This window comes from Micromonospora sp. NPDC049151, from assembly GCF_040648395.1.
Lineage (GTDB): Bacteria > Actinomycetota > Actinomycetes > Mycobacteriales > Micromonosporaceae > Micromonospora.
In genome coordinates, this window is sequence record NZ_JBEZDP010000001.1 from 32616 (window position 1) to 50475 (window position 17860).

General features: G+C 74.1%; 20 protein-coding genes. 14 read left to right on the top strand and 6 right to left on the bottom strand.

All coding sequences use genetic code 11. From position 1 onward, the window contains the following. Window positions 1–215: 215 nt before the first annotated feature. The 9 genes from AB0B20_RS00165 to AB0B20_RS00205 all read left to right on the top strand — a co-directional run bounded on the left by AB0B20_RS00165 (window position 216) and on the right by AB0B20_RS00205 (window position 6396). Window positions 216–446, top strand: a complete 231-nt coding sequence (locus AB0B20_RS00165; RefSeq protein WP_357386080.1) for a hypothetical protein — start codon at window positions 216–218, stop codon at window positions 444–446. After that, window positions 443–685 carry a DivIVA domain-containing protein gene (locus tag AB0B20_RS00170; protein ID WP_357386078.1) on the top strand — a complete coding sequence of 81 codons (243 nt, stop codon included), beginning with the start codon at window positions 443–445 and terminating at the stop codon, window positions 683–685. Before AB0B20_RS00165 ends, AB0B20_RS00170 begins: the two co-directional genes overlap by 4 nt. Beyond that, entirely contained in the window at window positions 678–932 is a 255-nt protein-coding gene (locus AB0B20_RS00175; RefSeq protein WP_357386076.1) for a hypothetical protein, read from the top strand. Before AB0B20_RS00170 ends, AB0B20_RS00175 begins: the two co-directional genes overlap by 8 nt. Window positions 933–1083: 151 nt before the next feature. Continuing rightward, a complete protein-coding gene (locus tag AB0B20_RS00180; RefSeq protein WP_357466837.1) occupies window positions 1084–1911 on the top strand; it encodes an SAM-dependent methyltransferase in 828 nt (275 codons plus the stop codon). Between the two features lie 129 nt (window positions 1912–2040). After that, window positions 2041–3333: an AAA family ATPase gene (locus AB0B20_RS00185; protein WP_357386068.1), complete on the top strand. Its 1293-nt coding sequence runs from the start codon at window positions 2041–2043 to the stop codon at window positions 3331–3333. 75 nt (window positions 3334–3408) lie between these two features. Beyond that, entirely contained in the window at window positions 3409–3660 is a 252-nt protein-coding gene (locus tag AB0B20_RS00190) for a hypothetical protein (protein ID WP_357466840.1), read from the top strand. A gap of 56 nt (window positions 3661–3716) precedes the next feature. Further along, window positions 3717–4022 (top strand): DUF6403 family protein, encoded by a 306-nt coding sequence (locus tag AB0B20_RS00195; protein WP_357386064.1) that lies wholly within the window; start codon window positions 3717–3719, stop codon window positions 4020–4022. Beyond that, window positions 4019–5368: a hypothetical protein gene (locus AB0B20_RS00200; protein ID WP_357466843.1), complete on the top strand. Its 1350-nt coding sequence runs from the start codon at window positions 4019–4021 to the stop codon at window positions 5366–5368. Before AB0B20_RS00195 ends, AB0B20_RS00200 begins: the two co-directional genes overlap by 4 nt. Then, window positions 5365–6396 (top strand): hypothetical protein, encoded by a 1032-nt coding sequence (locus AB0B20_RS00205; protein ID WP_357386060.1) that lies wholly within the window; start codon window positions 5365–5367, stop codon window positions 6394–6396. Before AB0B20_RS00200 ends, AB0B20_RS00205 begins: the two co-directional genes overlap by 4 nt. Window positions 6397–6423: 27 nt before the next feature. Here the strand turns inward: AB0B20_RS00205 and AB0B20_RS00210 are convergent, their stop codons facing one another. Further along, entirely contained in the window at window positions 6424–6990 is a 567-nt protein-coding gene (locus tag AB0B20_RS00210) for a snapalysin family zinc-dependent metalloprotease (protein ID WP_357386058.1), read from the bottom strand. Window positions 6991–7057: 67 nt separating this feature from the next. Further along, window positions 7058–7828 carry an SDR family NAD(P)-dependent oxidoreductase gene (locus AB0B20_RS00215; RefSeq protein ID WP_357466848.1) on the bottom strand — a complete coding sequence of 257 codons (771 nt, stop codon included), beginning with the start codon at window positions 7826–7828 and terminating at the stop codon, window positions 7058–7060. A 99-nt stretch (window positions 7829–7927) separates the two neighbouring features. On the opposite strand from AB0B20_RS00215, the gene AB0B20_RS00220 reads away from it, so the two are divergent. From AB0B20_RS00220 to AB0B20_RS00240, 5 genes are all read left to right on the top strand, one after another. Next, a complete protein-coding gene (locus AB0B20_RS00220) occupies window positions 7928–8776 on the top strand; it encodes a helix-turn-helix transcriptional regulator (RefSeq protein ID WP_357386054.1) in 849 nt (282 codons plus the stop codon). A 133-nt stretch (window positions 8777–8909) separates the two neighbouring features. Then, complete coding sequence (locus AB0B20_RS00225) at window positions 8910–9620, top strand: hypothetical protein (RefSeq protein ID WP_357466853.1); 711 nt, start codon at window positions 8910–8912, stop codon at window positions 9618–9620. Window positions 9621–9633: 13 nt separating this feature from the next. Continuing rightward, window positions 9634–9894, top strand: coding sequence for a hypothetical protein (locus AB0B20_RS00230; protein WP_357386050.1), 261 nt, complete (start codon window positions 9634–9636; stop codon window positions 9892–9894). Next, on the top strand, window positions 9891–10298 hold the full coding sequence (locus AB0B20_RS00235) for a hypothetical protein (RefSeq protein WP_357386048.1): 408 nt from the start codon (window positions 9891–9893) through the stop codon (window positions 10296–10298). Before AB0B20_RS00230 ends, AB0B20_RS00235 begins: the two co-directional genes overlap by 4 nt. 42 nt (window positions 10299–10340) lie before the next feature. Continuing rightward, window positions 10341–13742 carry an AAA family ATPase gene (locus tag AB0B20_RS00240; protein ID WP_357466857.1) on the top strand — a complete coding sequence of 1134 codons (3402 nt, stop codon included), beginning with the start codon at window positions 10341–10343 and terminating at the stop codon, window positions 13740–13742. A gap of 44 nt (window positions 13743–13786) precedes the next feature. On the opposite strand, the gene AB0B20_RS00245 is transcribed toward AB0B20_RS00240, so the two are convergent. From AB0B20_RS00245 to AB0B20_RS00260, 4 genes are all read right to left on the bottom strand, one after another. Continuing rightward, complete coding sequence (locus AB0B20_RS00245) at window positions 13787–14641, bottom strand: ABC transporter permease (RefSeq protein ID WP_357466861.1); 855 nt, start codon at window positions 14639–14641, stop codon at window positions 13787–13789. Then, complete coding sequence (locus tag AB0B20_RS00250; protein WP_357386042.1) at window positions 14638–15651, bottom strand: ATP-binding cassette domain-containing protein; 1014 nt, start codon at window positions 15649–15651, stop codon at window positions 14638–14640. The genes AB0B20_RS00245 and AB0B20_RS00250 overlap by 4 nt, the downstream gene beginning before the upstream one ends. Window positions 15652–15849: 198 nt before the next feature. Continuing rightward, entirely contained in the window at window positions 15850–16833 is a 984-nt protein-coding gene (locus AB0B20_RS00255) for an aldo/keto reductase (RefSeq protein WP_357466864.1), read from the bottom strand. 128 nt (window positions 16834–16961) lie between these two features. Continuing rightward, window positions 16962–17816, bottom strand: coding sequence for an aldo/keto reductase (locus AB0B20_RS00260; protein ID WP_357466869.1), 855 nt, complete (start codon window positions 17814–17816; stop codon window positions 16962–16964). Window positions 17817–17860: the final 44 nt, after the last annotated feature.

Consider the following 17860-nt stretch of genomic DNA (forward strand, 5'->3'; position numbering starts at 1 on the left):
ATCGACTGTTTTGTCTCGATTACTGACCGTATGTGTTGGACGCATGGCGGCCACGATCAACAGGGCATGCGCCGCCTGCTGAGAAGGACTGAAGGTCGGCTCATGGCCCGGGGCGGGTGCTGGGCTCCGGCGGCACCGCATCCCCGATCGCGGCTTCCGCCGTCCCCGCCCGCCCCGGCGCCACTCCACGAGACCCGACCCGGAGGCGCCTGCCGATGTCCCCCGTACTCGCCGACTTCCCCGTCCTCATCCCCGTCACCGACGAGGATCTGCTCGTCGCCGCGCTTGCGGTGCGCGTACACGTGCCCGAGCACTGGCCGCAGGGGCCGCTGTGCCGCAGCGAGCGCGTCCCGTACCCCTGCCGGCTGGCCCGGTGGGGGAGGGCGACGCTCACCGCGGCCGGGCTGCCCGACGAGGCCGTGGCGGTTGCGATGGTGGCGTCGTGATCTACGTGACCGGGGAGCGGGTGCAGGCGTACCAGGTGCGCAGCGCGGTGTTCGACACCCGCTGGCGTGGGTTGGACCCGACGCAGGTGCACGACTACCTGTGCCGGGTCGCCGACGAGATCGACCGGCTGCACCGGGAGTTGACCACGGCGCGCACAGAGTCGGAACGGGTCCGCCAGGCGCTGCGGCAGTGGCAGTCCCGCCACAACGGCTGCCGGCGACGCGGCCACGATGAGTGAGCCGCGCTGGATCATTCACCTGCCGACCACGCTGACGTGCCGCGACGCCGCCGCCGAGTTGGCCACCGCGCTCGCCCGTTCGCTCGGGCATCTGGATGCGGTCGACTTCGGTGAGACGACGCTCAGCGAGGAGGACGCCCAGCACGTGCGGTACCGGCTCTGGTGCGATGTGCGGCTGTCCGACGGTGAGCGCTGCCGATTGCGCGATGGTCACGGCGGGCTGTGCGGGGCAACGGAGCTGCGCTGACTCCGATGCTGCTTCGGCGTGTCGATTGGCGTTCGTCCTGGTGACGGGCCGGTCCGCTGGGAGCGATCCCAAACCGGGCGACCATCCACCCTGTACGGTCGCTACACTCCCCGAAAACGCCCGGAACCGTCCACGGAGCCTGGAGACGCCTGTGACCCGCGACAAGGCCGCACCGCCCGGAATCGACGTCACCATTCCCAGCGTGGCCCGGGTCTACGACTACTTCCTGGGCGGCAAGGACAACTTCGAGGTCGACCGGAAGGTCGCCGAGCACGCCCTGCAGATCACGCCGGACGGGCCGGCCGCCGGCCAGGCGAACCGCGCCTTCCTGCGCCGGGTGATCCGCCATCTCGTCACCGAGGCGGGCATCGACCAGTTCCTCGACATCGGGTCTGGCCTGCCCACCCAGGGCAACGTGCACGAGGTCGCCATCGAGCACAACCCGGCCGCCCGGGTCGTGTACGTGGACAACGACCCGATCGTCCTGGCGCACGGGCGGGCGCTGCTCGCGGCGGAGGGCACCGCGACGGTGATCCAGGCCGACATCCGGGAGCCGGAGGAGATCCTCAACGATCCGGACGTCCGCCGGTTCCTCGACTTCGACCGTCCGATCGGTCTGCTGCTGTTCGCGATCCTGCACCACATCGGCGACGACGAGGATCCGCGATCCGTGGCGGCGGCGCTGATCGACGCGCTGCCGTCCGGCAGTTACGTCGCCATCTCGCACTTCCGTGACCCGGGCGAGCGGGATCCGGAGGGTTCCCGCAAGGCCCGCGAGGTCGAGCGGGTGTTCAACGAGTCGCTCGGCACCGGCCGCTGGCGTACCGACGAGGAGATCCTTGCCTTCGCCGATGGGCTGACGGTGCTGGAGCCGGGCCTGGTGCCGCTGGCGGAGTGGCGTCCGGACCCGGACGCGCCCGCCCCGCAGCAGACCGACACCTACCACACCTTCGTCGGACTGCTCGCCCGCAAGCCGTAGGCGCCCGCTCGCGGACACCGCGAGCCCTCGACGGTACGACCCGAAGCGCAGGTGCCGGAGCCGCGCCCAGGTGGCACGTGTTAAGAAGAGGCCCCGCCTCTACCGGAGACGTTAAAAGGGGGCCCTTCCTTGCACGAAGCCGAGCAGGTGATCCAGCGTGTGCTGCGGGATCTGCGCGACGGCACGCACCGCGGCGTCGTCGTGGACTCGCCACCCGGCGCGGGGAAGTCGACCCTCGTGGTCCGCGCCGCGATCGAGACGGCCGCCACCGGCGACCCGCTGATGATCGTGGCGCAGACCAACGAGCAGGTGGACGACCTCATCGACCGGCTCGGCCGGAAGGCGCCGGAGCTGCGCGTCGGGCGGCTCTCCGCGACCGACTACCGGCCCACCGAGCGGGTCACCGCCCATCCGGCGGTCCGGGTCGCGGCGAAGGTCGCCGACCTGGGCGGTCCGGCGGTCACCATCGGTACGGCGGCGAAGTGGGCCACTGTCACCGAGGGCAGCTGGCCGTGGGCGATCGTGGACGAGGCGTACCAGATGCGCGCGGACGCGCTGCTGCGTGTGGCGGGACGGTTCGAGCGGGCGCTGTTCGTCGGTGACCCGGGGCAGCTCGATCCGTTCAGCACCGTGGAGACGTTCCGCTGGACCGGTCTGACCTGGGACCCGATGCAGTCGGCGGTGGCCACGCTGCTGCGCCACAACCCGGAGCTGCCGGTGCACCGGCTGCCGGTGTCGTGGCGGCTGCCCGACTCGGCGGCGCCTGTGGTGTCCGCCGCGTTCTACCCGTTCACCGGGTTCCGCGCCGGGACCGGGCCGGCCGACCGGGCGCTGACGTTCACCGAGCCGGGCACGGGTGACGCCTACGACGCGTCGGTCGAGGTGGCCGCCGCGACCGGCTGGGCGTTGCACGAACTGCCGGCCCGGCACACCGTGCGTACCGACGCCGAGGCCGCTGCGGCCTGCGCGGAGCTGGCGCTGCGGGTGCTGGCGCGCGGCGCGGTCGCGGTGAGCGAGGCCGCGCCGGGTGGGGCGCCGGTCACCGCGGACCGGATCGCCGTCGGGGCCGCGCACCGCGACCAGGTCGCGGCCATCCGGTCCCGGCTGGGCGCGGCCGGGGCGGGCATCACCGTGGACACCGCCAACCGGCTCCAGGGCCGGGAGTACGACGTGACGATCGTGCTGCACCCGCTCTCCGGCCGGCGTGACGCCACGGCGTTCCACCTGGAGTCGGGGCGGCTCTGCGTGCTCGCGTCGCGGCACCGGCACGCCTGTGTGGTGGTGGCGCGGGCCGGGATCGGTGAGCTGCTCGACGCGTACCCGTCGACCGAGCGGGTGCACCTGGACGTGCCGGTGAAGTTCCCGGACGGTTGGGAGGCCAACCAGACGGTGCTGACCCACCTCGATGCGCACCGGGCGTGACGAGGGGCCGTCGCGGCATCATCGGCGGACCGTTCGGGTCTTCCGGCTTTTCCGGGCGGTGGGCACGATGGCCGGATGCATCCTCACGACCCCTACCAGCAGGATCCGTACCAGCACCAGCCGTACCAGCAGCAGCCGTACCAGCAGCAGCCGTACTATCCGCCGGCGTACGTGGAGCAGCCGAGCGAGGGGATGAGCAGGTGGGCGGTCGTCCTCTGGGTGACGGTGCCGGCGCTGCTGGTGATCCTGTGCTGTGCGGGGTGTGTCGTCTCCGGGTTCGCGGGCGGGTTCATGGAGGGCTTCAACGAGGGCCGTTCGTCGTCGTAGGCGCCGCACCGCCGCCTCGGCGCGCGGCGCTGGCGCCGGTGCGTTAGACATGGATCATGACCGCGAGCGTGCTGCCCTGGCTGGGCGGGGGCCTGGTGGCGGTGGCCGCCGGTTTCCTCGCCGTTCTGCTGCCCCGGCGTCGCGCCCGGGCCGACGGCCGGCGGGTCGCCTGGTCGTCGGCGCGGGCGGCGATCCACGACGCCACGGTCAGCCGGGACGCCGCCCCGGTGGCCGTGCCGGAGGCCGAGCGGCTGCTGACCCGCGCCGAGCTGCTCGCCGCCGGGGGCGGCGGCGCCGACGCGGCCCGCGCGGCGGCCGAGCACGCCCGCCGCGCCGACGAGCTGTGGCGGGCCGGGCGATGACCGGGGTACGCCGGGAGCTGCTGCGCTGGTCGCTGCTGGCCGCCGCGGCGGCGGTGCTCGTGGTGTTCCTGGTGGCGCAGCGGCAGAGCGTGGAGGTCAGTTACGGGCGTTCCCCGTCGAGCGCCGCGTTGCCCGAGGGCTCGGCCGGGGAGCTGAGCGACGCGAGCGTGCCCTCGGTCGAGGAGATGACCGCGCTGGTGGCGGCCGACCCGGTGGTCCGGCTGCCGGGTGCGGTCGCGCGCTGGGACGAGCAGCGGGTCCGGGCCGCCATCGGTGACCGGGGCACCCGCATCCTGGTCGCCCCGCCCGGTCTGGACGAGGCCGAACGCCGGCGGGTGAAGGACGTGGAGAACGCCGAGATCCGGATCGTCGGCACCGAGGTCAGCGGCGGCATCTACGTGGCCTCGCCGGACGACGTGCCGGGCTGGCGGGCCCGGTTCGCCACCCGCGACGTGACCGGCCCGCTGCTCACGCTGCTGGCCACGCTGCACGAACAGCCCCTCCCGCCGGATCGCGACGACCTGCGCTGGCGCGAACCGGCCGGCCCGGAGCTGGCTCCGGTGGTCGCCGCGCTGCGGGCCACCGGCCGGTACGTGGGCCCCGGCGCCACGCTGGCCCGGCTGCCGGAGAAGGCCGCGGGCACCGCGTTCCCGGACGGGGCCTGGTTCGTGGTGCTGCCCGCCCAGCCGTACGGGGAGCCGCTGCCCGCGTACGGGCCGGCGCTGCACCGGCTCGCCCCGGACCAGCCGCTGGTGGTGATGTACGGCGACTGGATCGAGTACCACGGTCCGGACGCGGCGGAGTTCGCCGAGGTGGCCACCGCGAGCTTCTACGCCCAGTTCGGCGGGCGGATCGGCCGGTACGCCTACCCCCAGCAGAACGTGCTCGGCACCTTCCTGGCCCAGGTCACCGACGTGCGGTACGCGGGGCTGTTCGATCGTCCGCTGCCGTACCGGCCGTTCGACCCGCTGCGGGTGGCGTTGCCGGCGCTGCCCTGGCTCTTCGCCGTTTGCGTGGCGGGTTTCGTGGTGCTGTCCATCCGTACCGTGCGGGGGTCCGGCGGCAGCCCGGCCGACGTGGGTCCCGCCGGCACGACGGCCCGGCTGGCCGGGCTCTCCGCGTTGGCGGTGGAGTTGTCGCTGCTCACCGACGCACGCAGCGATCCGGCGCTGGTCCGGGGCGTGGGCCGGTTGCGGGCGGCCCGGGCCGCGCTCGACGAGGGGCTGCCCGACCGGCACGTACGCGGACTGCTGGCCGACGCGGCGGCCGAGCTGGACGACGTGGCCCGGGACGTCCGGATGCCCGGCTACCGGCCGGACGTCTACCTGCGGGCGAGGCTGTCGTGAGCCGCGTCGCGAACCGGCCCGGGCGGGCGGTGGCCCCTCGTGGCGTGGCGGCGACCGGTCCGCGCCGGCTGCTCGGCCGCCTGATCGGCACCGCGTTCGGCCGGGCGGCGCTCGCCTGCCTGGCGCTGGCCGGCTGGGCGCTGTGGACCGGTGGCATCCTGGACGGGCCGGTCGCCCGGCAGGTGCGCGGCTCGTCTGTCTACGCGGCCCCCGGCGTGGACCTGGACCGGGCCGCCGCCGAACGGGTCATCGGCAACCGGCGGCTGGTGGTGCTCATCATGGAACCGGGCGCCGATCTGCGCGAGGCGTGCGCCGACACCGAGCGCGCCGCCCAGGGCACGCTGGTGCTGGCGATGAGCCGCGACGGCGAGGACTGGGACACCTACGGCTGTTCCCGCCTCGGCGGTGACCTCGGCCGGGCCGTGGTCACCGAGACCACCATCGGCAGGGGCGTGGACGCGTTCGTGGACCGGCCGGTCGAGGCGCTCAAGGTGATCGTGCTCAACTACGACCGGCTGGTCCGGGCCGGTCTGGTGCCGGACGGTGCTCGTACCATCAGCCCGTCGCTGCCCCGGTATCTGCTGGCCGGCGGCGCGGTGGCCGGGGTCGTCGCCGGTGCGGCGGTGCTCTGGTTCGGCGGCCGGCGGGCGGGCCGGCTGGCCGACGCGCGGCGGGCCGGGCGGGACGCGCGCGCCGACGAGCGGGCCGCGCTCGGCGCCGCCACAGCGGTCCTCGCCCAGCAGATCATCGACCTGGACGGGCGCGCGGGGCCGGTCGCCCCGGCCTACCGGCGGCTGGCCGCCGACTACGTCGGCCTGCTCGACGAGGTGTCCGGGCTGGACGGAGACGCCGGGGCGGTGCGCCGGCTCCGCGAGCGGGTCGAGGAACTGAGCGACCGCGCCGCGGCGCTCGCCGACGACGCCGCGTCCGGCCGGCGCGCGGGTGGCCGCAAGCCGGAGAAGGCGGCGGCCGGGAGGCCGGACAAGGCGGCGGGACGGCGCGGGACGCGCGGACGGGGCCGGCGGTGACCCGCCGACCCCGTCGTCACCGTGCCGTCAGCGCTGGGCGCCCACCGTCGCGGCGGCCGGCCAGCTGCCGGTGAAGACCTGGGCGGGCGTCGCGCTGCGGGCCGCGAAGCCGAACAGCGAGTCGACCCGGGAGGCCTCGGCGGAGCTGGGGTACGGGTTGGTGCAGCTCGTGCCGGCGCTGCCGCCGGACATCAGGATGGCGCAGTTGCCGTTGTAGTTGTCCGGCAGGCCGAGGATGTGGCCGATCTCGTGCGTCATGATGCGCAGTGCCGAGTACTGCTGGGCCTGGTTGTAGTCGATCACCACGCGGCCGTTGCCGAGGCTGGTGCGCTGGGCGTACGAGCCGCCGCCGTAGGTGTAGGTGATCCGCAGGTTGGACCCGCACTGCGCCATGTTGATGTTGTTGGTGTAGTTGTTCCAGATCGCCGCCGCCTGCACCGCCGTGTTGGCGAACGGGCCGGCCTGGCTGATGTTGTAGCAGACGTTGCGGACGGCGGCGGAGGCCGGAGCCGGGTTGACGGCTACCGCGCCGAGCGCTGCCAGTGTCGCGGCCGCGAGGGTGGCGAGGATCCGGGACAGCTTGGGCTGACGCATGGTTCACACTCCTTGGGATGGGGGGTGAGCGGAACGCCGCAAGCCTATAGATAGCCGTCTATCGATATCAAGGGGTGGACGCGTGCGGGTCGGCCGCGTTGATCGCGGCCACGACCTTGTCGTAGTCCCCACGCGCCTCGGCGTGACGAAGGAACTTCACCCGCTCGACCTGGATCTCCGTCGCGTCCGGCTGCGCCTCCAGCAGCGACATCACCTCGGACACGAACTCGTCCAGCGGCATCGCCGTCTCGTTTGTGTCGTGGCCGGGCAGGAGTTCGGTGCGCACCGCGGGCGGTACCAGTTCCAGCACCCGTACGCCGGTGCCGGCCAGGTTCAGCCGGATCGACTCGCTGAGCATGTGCATCGCCGCCTTGGAGGCGTTGTAGCTCGGCGTGACCCGCAGCGGCACGAACGCCAGGCCGGAGGAGACGGTGAGGATGGTGGCGTCGTCGCGCTGCCGCAGGTGCTCGACGAACGCGGCGATCAGCCGGATCGGGCCGAGCACGTTCGTGGTCACCACCTCCTCGGCCGAGGCGAGGAAGGTGTCCGGCGAGCGCCAGTCCTCGATCCGCATCACGCCCGCCATCGTCACGAGGACGTTGAGGTCCGGGTGCCGGGCCAGCACCCGGTCGGCGGCGGCGGCGATGCTCGCCGGGTCGGCGGTGTCGATCGTGACGGTGTCCAGGCCGGGGTTCGCGGCGGCGATCTCGTCGAGCAACCCGGTACGCCGGCCTCCGACGATCACCGTGTTGCCCCGGTCCCGCAGGGCGAGCGCCAGGGCCAGGCCGATTCCGCTGGTGGCGCCGGGAATGAAGATCGTGTTTCCGGAGATGTCCATGCGCCAAGCCTGCGGTGCGCGGCGGCGCGGGTGAAGAGATCCCGGATCGGGGGATCGCGGATCCCTGGTTCCCGGCGGCGTACGGCGGATACTCGGATCATGGACCGCCAAGCCCTGGCCGAATTCCTGCGCCGCCGCCGGGAGACGCTGCGCCCCGGCGACGTCGGGCTGCCCGAGGGCGCCCGCCGCCGGGCACCCGGCCTGCGGCGGGAGGAGGTCGCGTCGCTCGCCGCCATGTCCACGGACTACTACACCCGGCTGGAGCAGCGGCGCGGCCCGCAGCCGAGCCCGTACATGCTCGGCGAGCTGGCCCGGGCGCTGCGGCTCAGCGCGCACGAACGCGCCTACCTGTTCCGGGTCGCCGGGCACAGCCCGCCCGAGACCGTCGCCACCACCGGCCACGTCGCGCCGGCGCTGCTGCGGGTGCTGGACCGGCTGTCCGACACACCGGCGCTCATCCTGTCCGACCTCGGCGAGACGCTGGCGCAGAACCAGCTGGCGGCCGCGCTGCTCGGGGACCGCTCCGGCCACACCGGGCTCGCCCGCAGCGAGGTGTACCGCTGGTTCACCGACCTCGCCGAGCGGGAGCGCTACCCGGTGGAGGACCGCGACCGGCAGAGCCGGGCCCAGGTCGCCAACCTGCGTGCCGCGTACGGGTCGATGGGACCCCGGTCCCGCGCGGGCGAGCTGGTGCGGGCGCTCTGTGCCGCCAGCCGGGAGTTCGCCGAGCTGTGGGAGCGGCACGAGGTGGCGCAACGCTTCGCCGACCACAAGACACTGATCCACCCGGAACTCGGGCCGATCGAGCTGGACTGCCAGGTGCTGTTCACCGAGGACCAGTCGCAGGCGCTGCTGGTGCTCACCGCCGCGCCGCGCAGCGAGGACGAGGAGAAGCTGCGGCTGCTCGCCGTACTCGGACACGAACGGTTCCCCTCCACCGCCACGTGAACGCGGCACAGGAACCGTCGTTCACGCCGCCGGGAATCCGTGGGATTCCTGTCAATCTCCCGTCACGCAGGGTGTTTAACTGATCTGTTCCGGTCGATAGCGTCGGGCCACTGCCGTCGACGAAGGGCCGACGATGAACGACAACGGACACCCGCTCAACCGCCGGCGACTGCTCGCCGGCGCTGCGGCGGCCTCGGCGGTCACACTGACCGGCCTGACCGTCGCCTCCACCACCGGCGCCGCGGCCGCCCCGGGCCGCGCCGCGGCGCCGCTCGTCTCCCGGGACCGCATCGCCACCGCCGCGCTGCGCGCGCCCGACGGATCCGCGCCAGCGGTCGCCGTCCAGGACGACTTCCACGCCCGGCTCGCCGCCTGGCTCGCGTTCTGGTCGGCGAACTCACCGTCGGCGTGGAGCGTGCCGGTGCAGGTGGTAGCCCGGATCGAGGCGGCCGGCGACGCGCTGGTCCTGCACGCGATCCGGTACCGCCGCGACGACGAGCTGCGCGCCGGCTTCGCCGCCGGCCGGCGGGACACCACCCACCTGGCCACACTGGCCAGCCTGCACCACCACTTCCCGAGCGTGCGGGTCCGCCCGGACGGCACGATCCGGGTCGCCGACGGACCCGCCGGGTTCACCGGGTCGCCGGAACAGGTCGCCTTCGCTGTCGCCGCCTGCCGCGAACTGTGGGGCGACGCGGCGGCGACCGCCGACCGCTGGGCGGAGCACGGCGCCCGGGTGCTCGCCCGCACCGGACAGCGCACACCCGCCGCCTCGCACGTCGGCTGGGCGGCCTTCACCCGCACCAGCCTGCGTCGCGGGCTGGGTACCGAATCGTACGAGTGACCGGAGGAAGCACATGGCCCGCAACGAGTTCCGCTTCGTGGTCGACGGCGTCGACCTGAGCCCCGAGCAGCACAACGTGATCGCCGCGGAGATCCAGAAGGCCGGCCTGGCCGCCCTGCGTACCGCCGATGCCAGGCTGACCAACCCGCTGACCCTCGGTCACGGCAACATCAAGCTGCGCGGCGAATGGAAGGGGCTCTGGGTGATCGACGGACCGCTCGCCGACGAGCTCGGGCAGAAGATCAACGACATCGGGTTCTGGATCCAGCGGTGACCGACACCGCCCCGCCGGCCGGCACGCCGGAGCGGATGTGCCCGAGCACCCCGGCGTCGAACGCCACGGTGTTCCTCGGCATGATCACTCCGGCGGGCCGGGTGGCCTACGTGACCCCGGCCGTACCGGCCGAGGTGGCGCTCGCCGGGCTCGGCGACTCCGAGAAGCCGATCGAGTCGCGGGCCCGGCTCGCCGGCCCGTGCGTCACCTCGTCCTGTGGCTTCTGGACCGGCTCGCACTGCGGGCTGGGCGCCCGGCTCACCGCCTCGTACGCCGAGGTCGCCCCGCCCGCCGAGGAGGCGCTCCCGAAGTGCGCGATCCGGCGTACCTGCCGCTGGTTCGCCGAACAGGGACCGGCGGCCTGCCCGGCGTGCTCGCACGTGGTGACCGACGCGCGGGTCTGAACGACAATCCTTGTCGGACCCCTCGACTAGCGTCGTGAGGTCATGGAGCCGGGGTTCGGCCGACACATCATCGGGCGGGAGCATCCCGCTGGGCTGTTGCGTGCCGAGGTGGCCCGGCTGGTCGACAGCCACGGCGGCCTCGTCCTGGTCGGCGGCGAGCCGGGCATCGGCAAGACCACGCTGGTCTCGGCCGCCGCCGACGAGGCCCGCCGCGGCGGGGCGCTGGTGCTCGGCGCCGCCTGCTGGGACTCCGACACCGCCCCCGACTACTGGCCGTGGCTGCAGGTGTTGCGCCGGCTGACCCGCTCCGCCGACGACCCGGCCGTCGCCGGTGCCGCCGACGCCGGGCTGGCGGCGCTGCTCGGCGAGCGCACCGCCGCCGGATCGCCCGGCCCCGGTGGCGGCGGTCCGAACGGCGACAGGGTTTCCGGCGGCGACGCCGTCCGGGCCGGGGACGGCGTCGACGGCGATCCGGGCGGCGGCGACGGTGTCCTCGCCGGTGACGAGGGCCGGGCCGAGTTCGACAGGCACGACGCGGTGACCGCCGCCCTGGTCGCCGTCGCCCAGCACCGCCCGGTCGCCGTGGTCCTCGACGACCTGCACTGGGCCGACCCGGCGTCGCTGCGGCTGCTCCGGTTCGTCACCCAGCACGCCTGGTTCGAGCGGCTGCTGCTGATCGGCACCTACCGGGACGCCGAGGTCGAATCCGGCGAGCACCCGCTGCGAGGGCTGCTGCTGCCGCTGACCGCGAAGGCCACCACTGTCACGCTGTCCGGGCTGGGCCGGGCCGAGGTGGCCGCGCTGATGGCCCGCGTCGCCGGCCGGGAGCCGGCCGCGAGCCTCGTCGACGAGGTGCACCGGCGCACCGGCGGGAACCCGTTCTTCGTGGAGCAGACCGCCCGGCTCTGGCACACCCACGGCCTGACCGACACCGTCGCCCCGGGCGTCCGGGAGGTGGTGCGCCGCCGGCTCGACCAACTGCCCGCCCCGGTGGTCGAGGCGCTCACGGTGGCGGCGGTGCTCGGCCGCGAGTTCGACAGGCGGACGCTCGCCGCCTGCGTACCCGCTCCGGCCGGGCAGGTCGACCGGCTGCTCGGCCGCGCCGCCGCGGCGCGGCTGGTGCTGCCCCGCGACGGCGGCCGGTTCGTCTTCGTGCACGACCTGGTCCGCGAGACGCTCTACGACGGGCTGGCCGAGGACGACCGGCGGGCCCGGCACGCGGCTGTGGTCCGGGCCGTCGATCGATCGGGCGCGCTCGCCGGCGCGCTCAGCGCGGCCCACCTGGCCCGGCACGCCTGGCTGGCCGGCGCCGACCTGGATCCGGCACGCGCCGGTGACCTGCTGCTGGCCGCCGCCCGCGACGCCGGTGGCCGGATCGCCGTCGACGAGTCGGTACGGCACTACCGGCGTGCGCTCGAACTGACCGGCGAGCCCGGCCGGCGGGTACGGGTGCTGCTGGAACTGGCCGGGCTGCTGCACCACGCCGGCCCGCCGGCCGAGGTGGAGCGGCTGCTGGCCGAGGCCGCCGCGCTGGCCCGGGACCTGCCGGATCCCGGCGTGCTGACCCGGGTGGCGCTCATCGCCCACCGGCAGCACTCCGCCACCCGCCGCCGGCTCGACGCCGCCGAGCTGGTCCGGGAGGCGTACCGGCGGTTGATCGCGGAGCCGGACCCGGAAAGGCCGGTACGCGCGCTGGTCACCGACCTGATCACCGCCACCGAGACGCTCGCCCGGCACGGCCGCGACGACGAGGCGCTCACCTTCAGCCTGTGGGCCCGCCACGACACGACGTGGGGCCTCGGCACCGCTCGGGAACGGGCCGTGGTGACCGCCGAGATCCGGGAGGTGGCCCGCCGCGGCGGCGACCGGGAGACCGAGCTGTGGGCCACCGCGCTGCGCTGGGTCGCGTTGCTGGAGCTGAGCGACCCGGACTACCGGCACGAGCTGAGCGCGTTCGTGACCGGCGCGCGACGCGGCGACGTCGCCCGGCAGCGAGTGGCGGCGCTCGTGGACACCGCCATCATCGCCGCCTTCCACGGTGACCTCGCCGCCGCCGAGGCGGGCTTCGCCGAGGCGGAGAGCTACCGCGAGCCGGGGCACTCCGACCACGCCTTCATGACGCACCACGTGCGCTGGTCGATTCTGCTGCTGTACGGCCGCCTCGCCGAGGCCGAGGCGGTGCTCGACCGGGTGGGCACCGGGCACCCGCAGGTGGAGCTGCTCCGGGCGATCACCGCGGCCGAGCGCGGCGACGCGACCACGGTGCTGCGGCTCACCGCCGCGATCGAGGCCGCGGGAACCGCGTACCCCCGGCCGGTGTCGCCGTTGTGGCTGCGCCTGCGGGCGCAGGCTGCGGCAGTGGACGGCGACCCGGCGCGGTGCGCGGCGGTACGCGCCGACCTGGCCCCGCACCGCGGGCAGTGGGCGGCGGCGTTGTTCGGCTGCGACATCGTCGGCCCGGTCGACCTGTGGCTGGGCGCTGTGGACGCGGCCGAGGACCGGTGGGACGACGCTGTCGACTGCTACGCGGCGGCCTGGGACGCCGCCGACCGGCTGGGCGCCCGGCCCTGGTCGGTGCTGGCCCGGGCCGGGCTGGTGGGCGCGTTCGCCGGGCGCGACGGGCCGGGCGACGCCGCCGAGGCGCGGCGGCTACGTGCCGAGACGGTGGCCGAGGCGCGGGCGCTGGGCATGGTCCAGGTGGTCGACCGGCTGGGCGCGGCAGATCCCGCCCCGGCCGCGTCCGCCATGGTCGCACCCGTGGCGCTCCGGTCCGGCGCGGGCGCTCCGGCCCTGGTCGCCGCGTCGTCGCCGGCCGGCCGGCGGGCCGCGTCGGGCCTGCTCCGGGCCGGTGCCGTCCACGGGCGGTCGCCCGACCCCGGAGCGGGCGCGAGTGTGGCCGGGCCGGAGTTCCGCCCGGACGGGCCGGTGTGGCGTCTCGCGTACGACGGCGTCGTGGTGCACCTGCCCGACGCCAAAGGGCTGCACGACCTGCGGCTGCTGCTGGGCCGGCCCGGCGTCGACGTGCCCGCCGTCGAACTGCTCGACCCGGCGGCCGGTCCGGAACTCGTGGCCGCGCGTCGTCTCGGGTCCGATCCGGTGCTCGACGACGAGGCGAAGGTCCGCTACCACCGGCACCTGCGGCGGCTCGACGAGGAGATCGACCGGGCGGCGGCGCGCGACGACGGGCGGCGGCTGGCCGAGCTGGACGCCGAGCGCGCCGCGCTGCTCGACCAGTTGCGGGCCGCCGCCGGGCTGGCCGGGCGCACCCGGCGCCTCGGTGACCAGGCGGAACGGGCGCGCAAGGCGGTCACCGGGCGGATCCGGGACACCCTGCGCCGCATCGACGAGCGGCATCCGGTGCTCGCCGCCCACCTGCGCGAGTCGGTCACCACCGGGGGCGCCTGCCGGTACCGCCCACCCGAGCCGGTGCCCTGGCGGCTCTGACCGCCGAGGTGGCGGGGCCGGCCGGCCCCGCCACCGCCGTCGCGTCAGTGGCGGTTGTAGCGGTACATCGTGAGCGTGCCGAACACGAACAGGAAGAACGCGCTCCAGAGCATCATCCACATGGTGCTCGGGCCGTCGATCGAACCGGCCATCGCCGCGCGGACCGAGGTGACCAACTGGGTGATCGGGTTGGCCTTGACGAACGCCTGCAACCAACCGGGCATGGTGGAGGGTTCGACGAAGACGTTGCTCAGGAACGTCAGCGGGAACAGCACCATCATGCTGACCCCCATCACCGACTTCTCGCTGCGCAGCACCAGGCCGAAGAACGTCCACACCCAGGAGAACGCGAACGAGAAGACCACCAGCAGCCCGATCGCGCCCAGCACACCGAGCAGCCCGCCGTCGGGCCGGAAGCCGAGCACCACGCCCACGGTCAGGATGACCACGGCGGCCAGGACGTAACGCAGCACGTCGCCGAAGATCATCCCGACCAGCGCCGACGGCCGCCAGACCGGCAGCGTACGGATCCGGTCGAAGACGCCCTTCTCGATGTCGTTGTTCAGCCCGACCCCGGTGTACATGGTGATCATCACGACGCTCGTGACCATGATGCCGGGCAGGAAGAACTGGAGGTACGCACGCGGGCTGTCGGCGAGCGCGCCACCGAACAGGTACGTGAACATCAGCACCATGATGATCGGGAACGCGGTGACGTCGAACAGCTGCTCCGGCACGTGCTTGATCTTCAGCAGCGCGCGCCAGCCGAACGTCAGCGACGCCGACAGCGGGCCGGGCCGGGCCGGTCGTTCGGCCGGGGCGAGCACAGTGGCCAGCGCCTCGGCGGACGGCACGTAGACGGACGGCGCCCGCCCGGTGGTGATCGCGGTGTCGCTCATCGCGCCGCCTCCAGTTCGTCGTCCCGCTCGTCCGCCGGGACGGCCGGGTGGTCGGTCAGGGCCAGGAAGACCTCGTCCAGGCTGGGCTGGCCGAGGGAGAAGTCGTCCACCACGATGCCGGCGGCGGCCAGCTCGCCGAGCGCCCGCGCCGCCTGCGCGCCGGCCTCCAGGTCGGTGCCGTGCTCGCCGACGCGCGCGGTCAGCGCCACCGGATCGGCGGCGAGCTGCACCGGTACGCCGAGCGACGCCCGCAGCACCTGCTCGGCCTCGGCCCGCCGCCCCGGATCGCGCAGCCGGATGTGGACGCTGCCCGCGCCGACCGACGACTTCAGCTCGCCCGGGGTGCCCTCCGCGATCACCCGGCCGTGGTCGACCACAGCGATCCGGCCGGCGAGCTGGTCCGCCTCGTCCAGGTACTGCGTGGTCAGCAGCACCGTCGTGCCGTACGCCACCACGGCCCGTACGATCGCCCACACCTGGTTGCGGCTGCGCGGGTCCAGGCCGGTGGTCGGCTCGTCGAGGAACAGCAGGTCCGGCGTGTTCAGGATGCTCGCGGCGATGTCGATGCGCCGCCGCATCCCGCCGGAGTACTTCTTCACCTGCCGTCCCGCCGCCTCGGTCAGCCCGAACGCGGCGAGCAGCCGCTCGGCCCGGTCCCGGGCGCCCGCCCGGCCCAGCCCGAGCAGCCTGCCCAGCAGGACCAGGTTCTCCGCCCCGGTCAGGTCCTCGTCCAGCGAGGCGTACTGGCCGGTCAGGCTCACCCGGGAGCGGACCGCGTCGGCCTCACGCACCACGTCGTGCCCGAAGACCCGGGCCGTGCCGCCGTCCGGGCGCAACAGCGTCGCCAGCACCCGTACGGCGGTGGTCTTGCCGGCGCCGTTCGGGCCCAGCACGCCGTAGACGGTGCCGGCGGGGACCCGCAGGTCCAGCCCGTCGAGTGCCCGGGTCGAACCGAAGGACCGGACCAGGCCCTCGGCCTCGACGGCCAGGCCGGTGTTCCGGTTGCTCATGAATCGCTACCTCTCCTCGTCGGTGTCCGCGACAGGCGTACGGGCGTGCCGCCGGACCGATCGCCTGTTCAACGAGGCCGGGGAACCGTGGTCGTACCGGCCTCACCCGGAAGGCGCCAGACGGTCCGCCAGATCCGATCTGGCGGTGGCGCGGCCACGCCGGGCGGGTGGCGCGTCGGCCACCCGGCCCGGCGCCGGTCAGCGGGCCGAGTCCAGCCGGGTCCGCTGCTCGGCGGTCAGTTCCAGGTCGACAGCGGCAAGGCTCTCCTCCAACTGCGCCACCGAGGAGAAGCCGACGAGTGGGATGGACGGCTGGTCCCCGCCCATCAGCCAGGCCAGCACCACCTGGTTGACGGTGGCGCCGGTCTCGCCGGCCACCACCCGCAGCGCCGCCAGCCGGGCCGGGGTGGCGGGCAGCACGTACTCCTCGCCGAGCCGCTCCGGCCGCACGTACGCGCCCTTCAGCAGCGGCGAGTACGCGACCAGCGCGAGCTGCGGCTCGGTACGCAGGTAGCTGAGCAGGTCGGGGCCGACCCAGCCGACGTCGCCGTCCGGGTCCAGCTCGCTCGGCACGTCCAGGCGCCGGGGCAGATAGCTGCGGTGGTACTGGAGCACCTCGTACCCGGGCAGGCCGGCCGCGGCGGCGAGGGCCCGGGCCCGTTCGACCCGCCAGGCGCGGTGGTTGCTGGCGCCCAGCAACCCGACGGTGCCCTCGCCGACCAGTTCGGCGAAGCCCTCCACGGTCTCCCGCACCGGGATCGTCCGGTCCTCGATGTGGGCGTAGAGCAGGTCGATCCGCTCGCCGCCGAGCCGCTCCCGGCTGCGCTCGGCGGACTCGCGGATCACCTTGGCCGACAGCCCTTCGGGGTTGTCCACGTAGCTGGTGCCGGGCGCGAGCGGACGGGCGCCCAGCTTCGTGGCGATGACCACCTCGCCGCCGATCCCGCGGCTGCGCCGCCAGCGGCCGAGCAGTTCCTCGCTCTCGCCACCCTGGCCCCCGTTCTGCCAGAAGGCGTAGTTGTCCGAGGTGTCGATGAAGGTGCCGCCCGCCTCGACGTACCGGTCGAGGATGGCGAACGAGGTGGCCTCGTCGGTCGCGGTGCCGAACAGCATCGCGCCGAGACTGAGCACACTGACCTCGCGGCGGGTGGCCGGGTCGGTGCCGATGGTGCGGTAGCGCATGGATGTCTTCCTCCCCGTCGGAGCGTTGCCGGTCACCCTGCCCCTTCGAGCGCGCGCGAAGTCAACAGCGCGACGACGGCAGACGGAGGGGCCCCGGTCGCCCGGGGCCCCTCCGTCACGTACGGTGCTCAGCTCGGGATGTAGTCGAACTCGTCCGGGTTCGGGCCCGTCCGGCCGGCCTCGCCCCGGTCCAGCGAGGTGAGCCGCTCCATCGCGGTGTCGTCGAGGGTGAAGTCGAAGATCGCGAAGTTCTCCTCGATGCGCTTGGGCGTGGTCGACTTCGGGAAGACGATGTCGCCGCGCTGCACGTGCCAGCGCAGCACCACCTGGGCCGGGGTCCGGCCGACCTGCTCGGCCACGTCGATCACTGTCGGGTCGTCGAGCACCCGGCCCTGCGCGATCGGGGACCACGCCTCGGTGAGGATGCCGTGGGCCTTGTCGTACGCCCGCACCTCCTCGTTGCCGAGGAAGGGGTGCGCCTCGATCTGGTTGACCGCCGGCACCACGTCCGCCTTGGCGGCCAGCCGTTCCAGGTGCGCGACCTGGAAGTTGGACACGCCGATCGAGCGGACCGTGCCCGCGTCGCGCAGCTCCTCCAGCACCTTCCAGGTGGAGACGAAGTCGCCGTCGTAGCGCGTGGGCAGCGGCCAGTGGATCAGGAACAGGTCGAGGTAGTCGAACTTCAGCTCCCGCAGCGACTGCTCGAACGCCTTGCGGGCGTCGTCCGGACGGTGGAAGCCGTTGTTCAGCTTGCTGGTGACGAAGACCTCGCCCCGGTCCAGCCCGGCGGCGCGGATCGCCTGGCCCACCTCGGCCTCGTTGCCGTACATCTGGGCGGTGTCGACGTGCCGGTAGCCGACATCCAGCGCGGTGCCGACAGCGCGGGCGGTGTCCTTCGGGTCGATCTGGAACACGCCGAAGCCGAGCTGCGGGATGGTGTTGCCATCGTTGAGCGGGATGTCCGGAATGCCGTTGGGGGCCATGAGAGCCTCATCTCCGATCGTGTGGTGCCCGGGGGCGCGTCCGT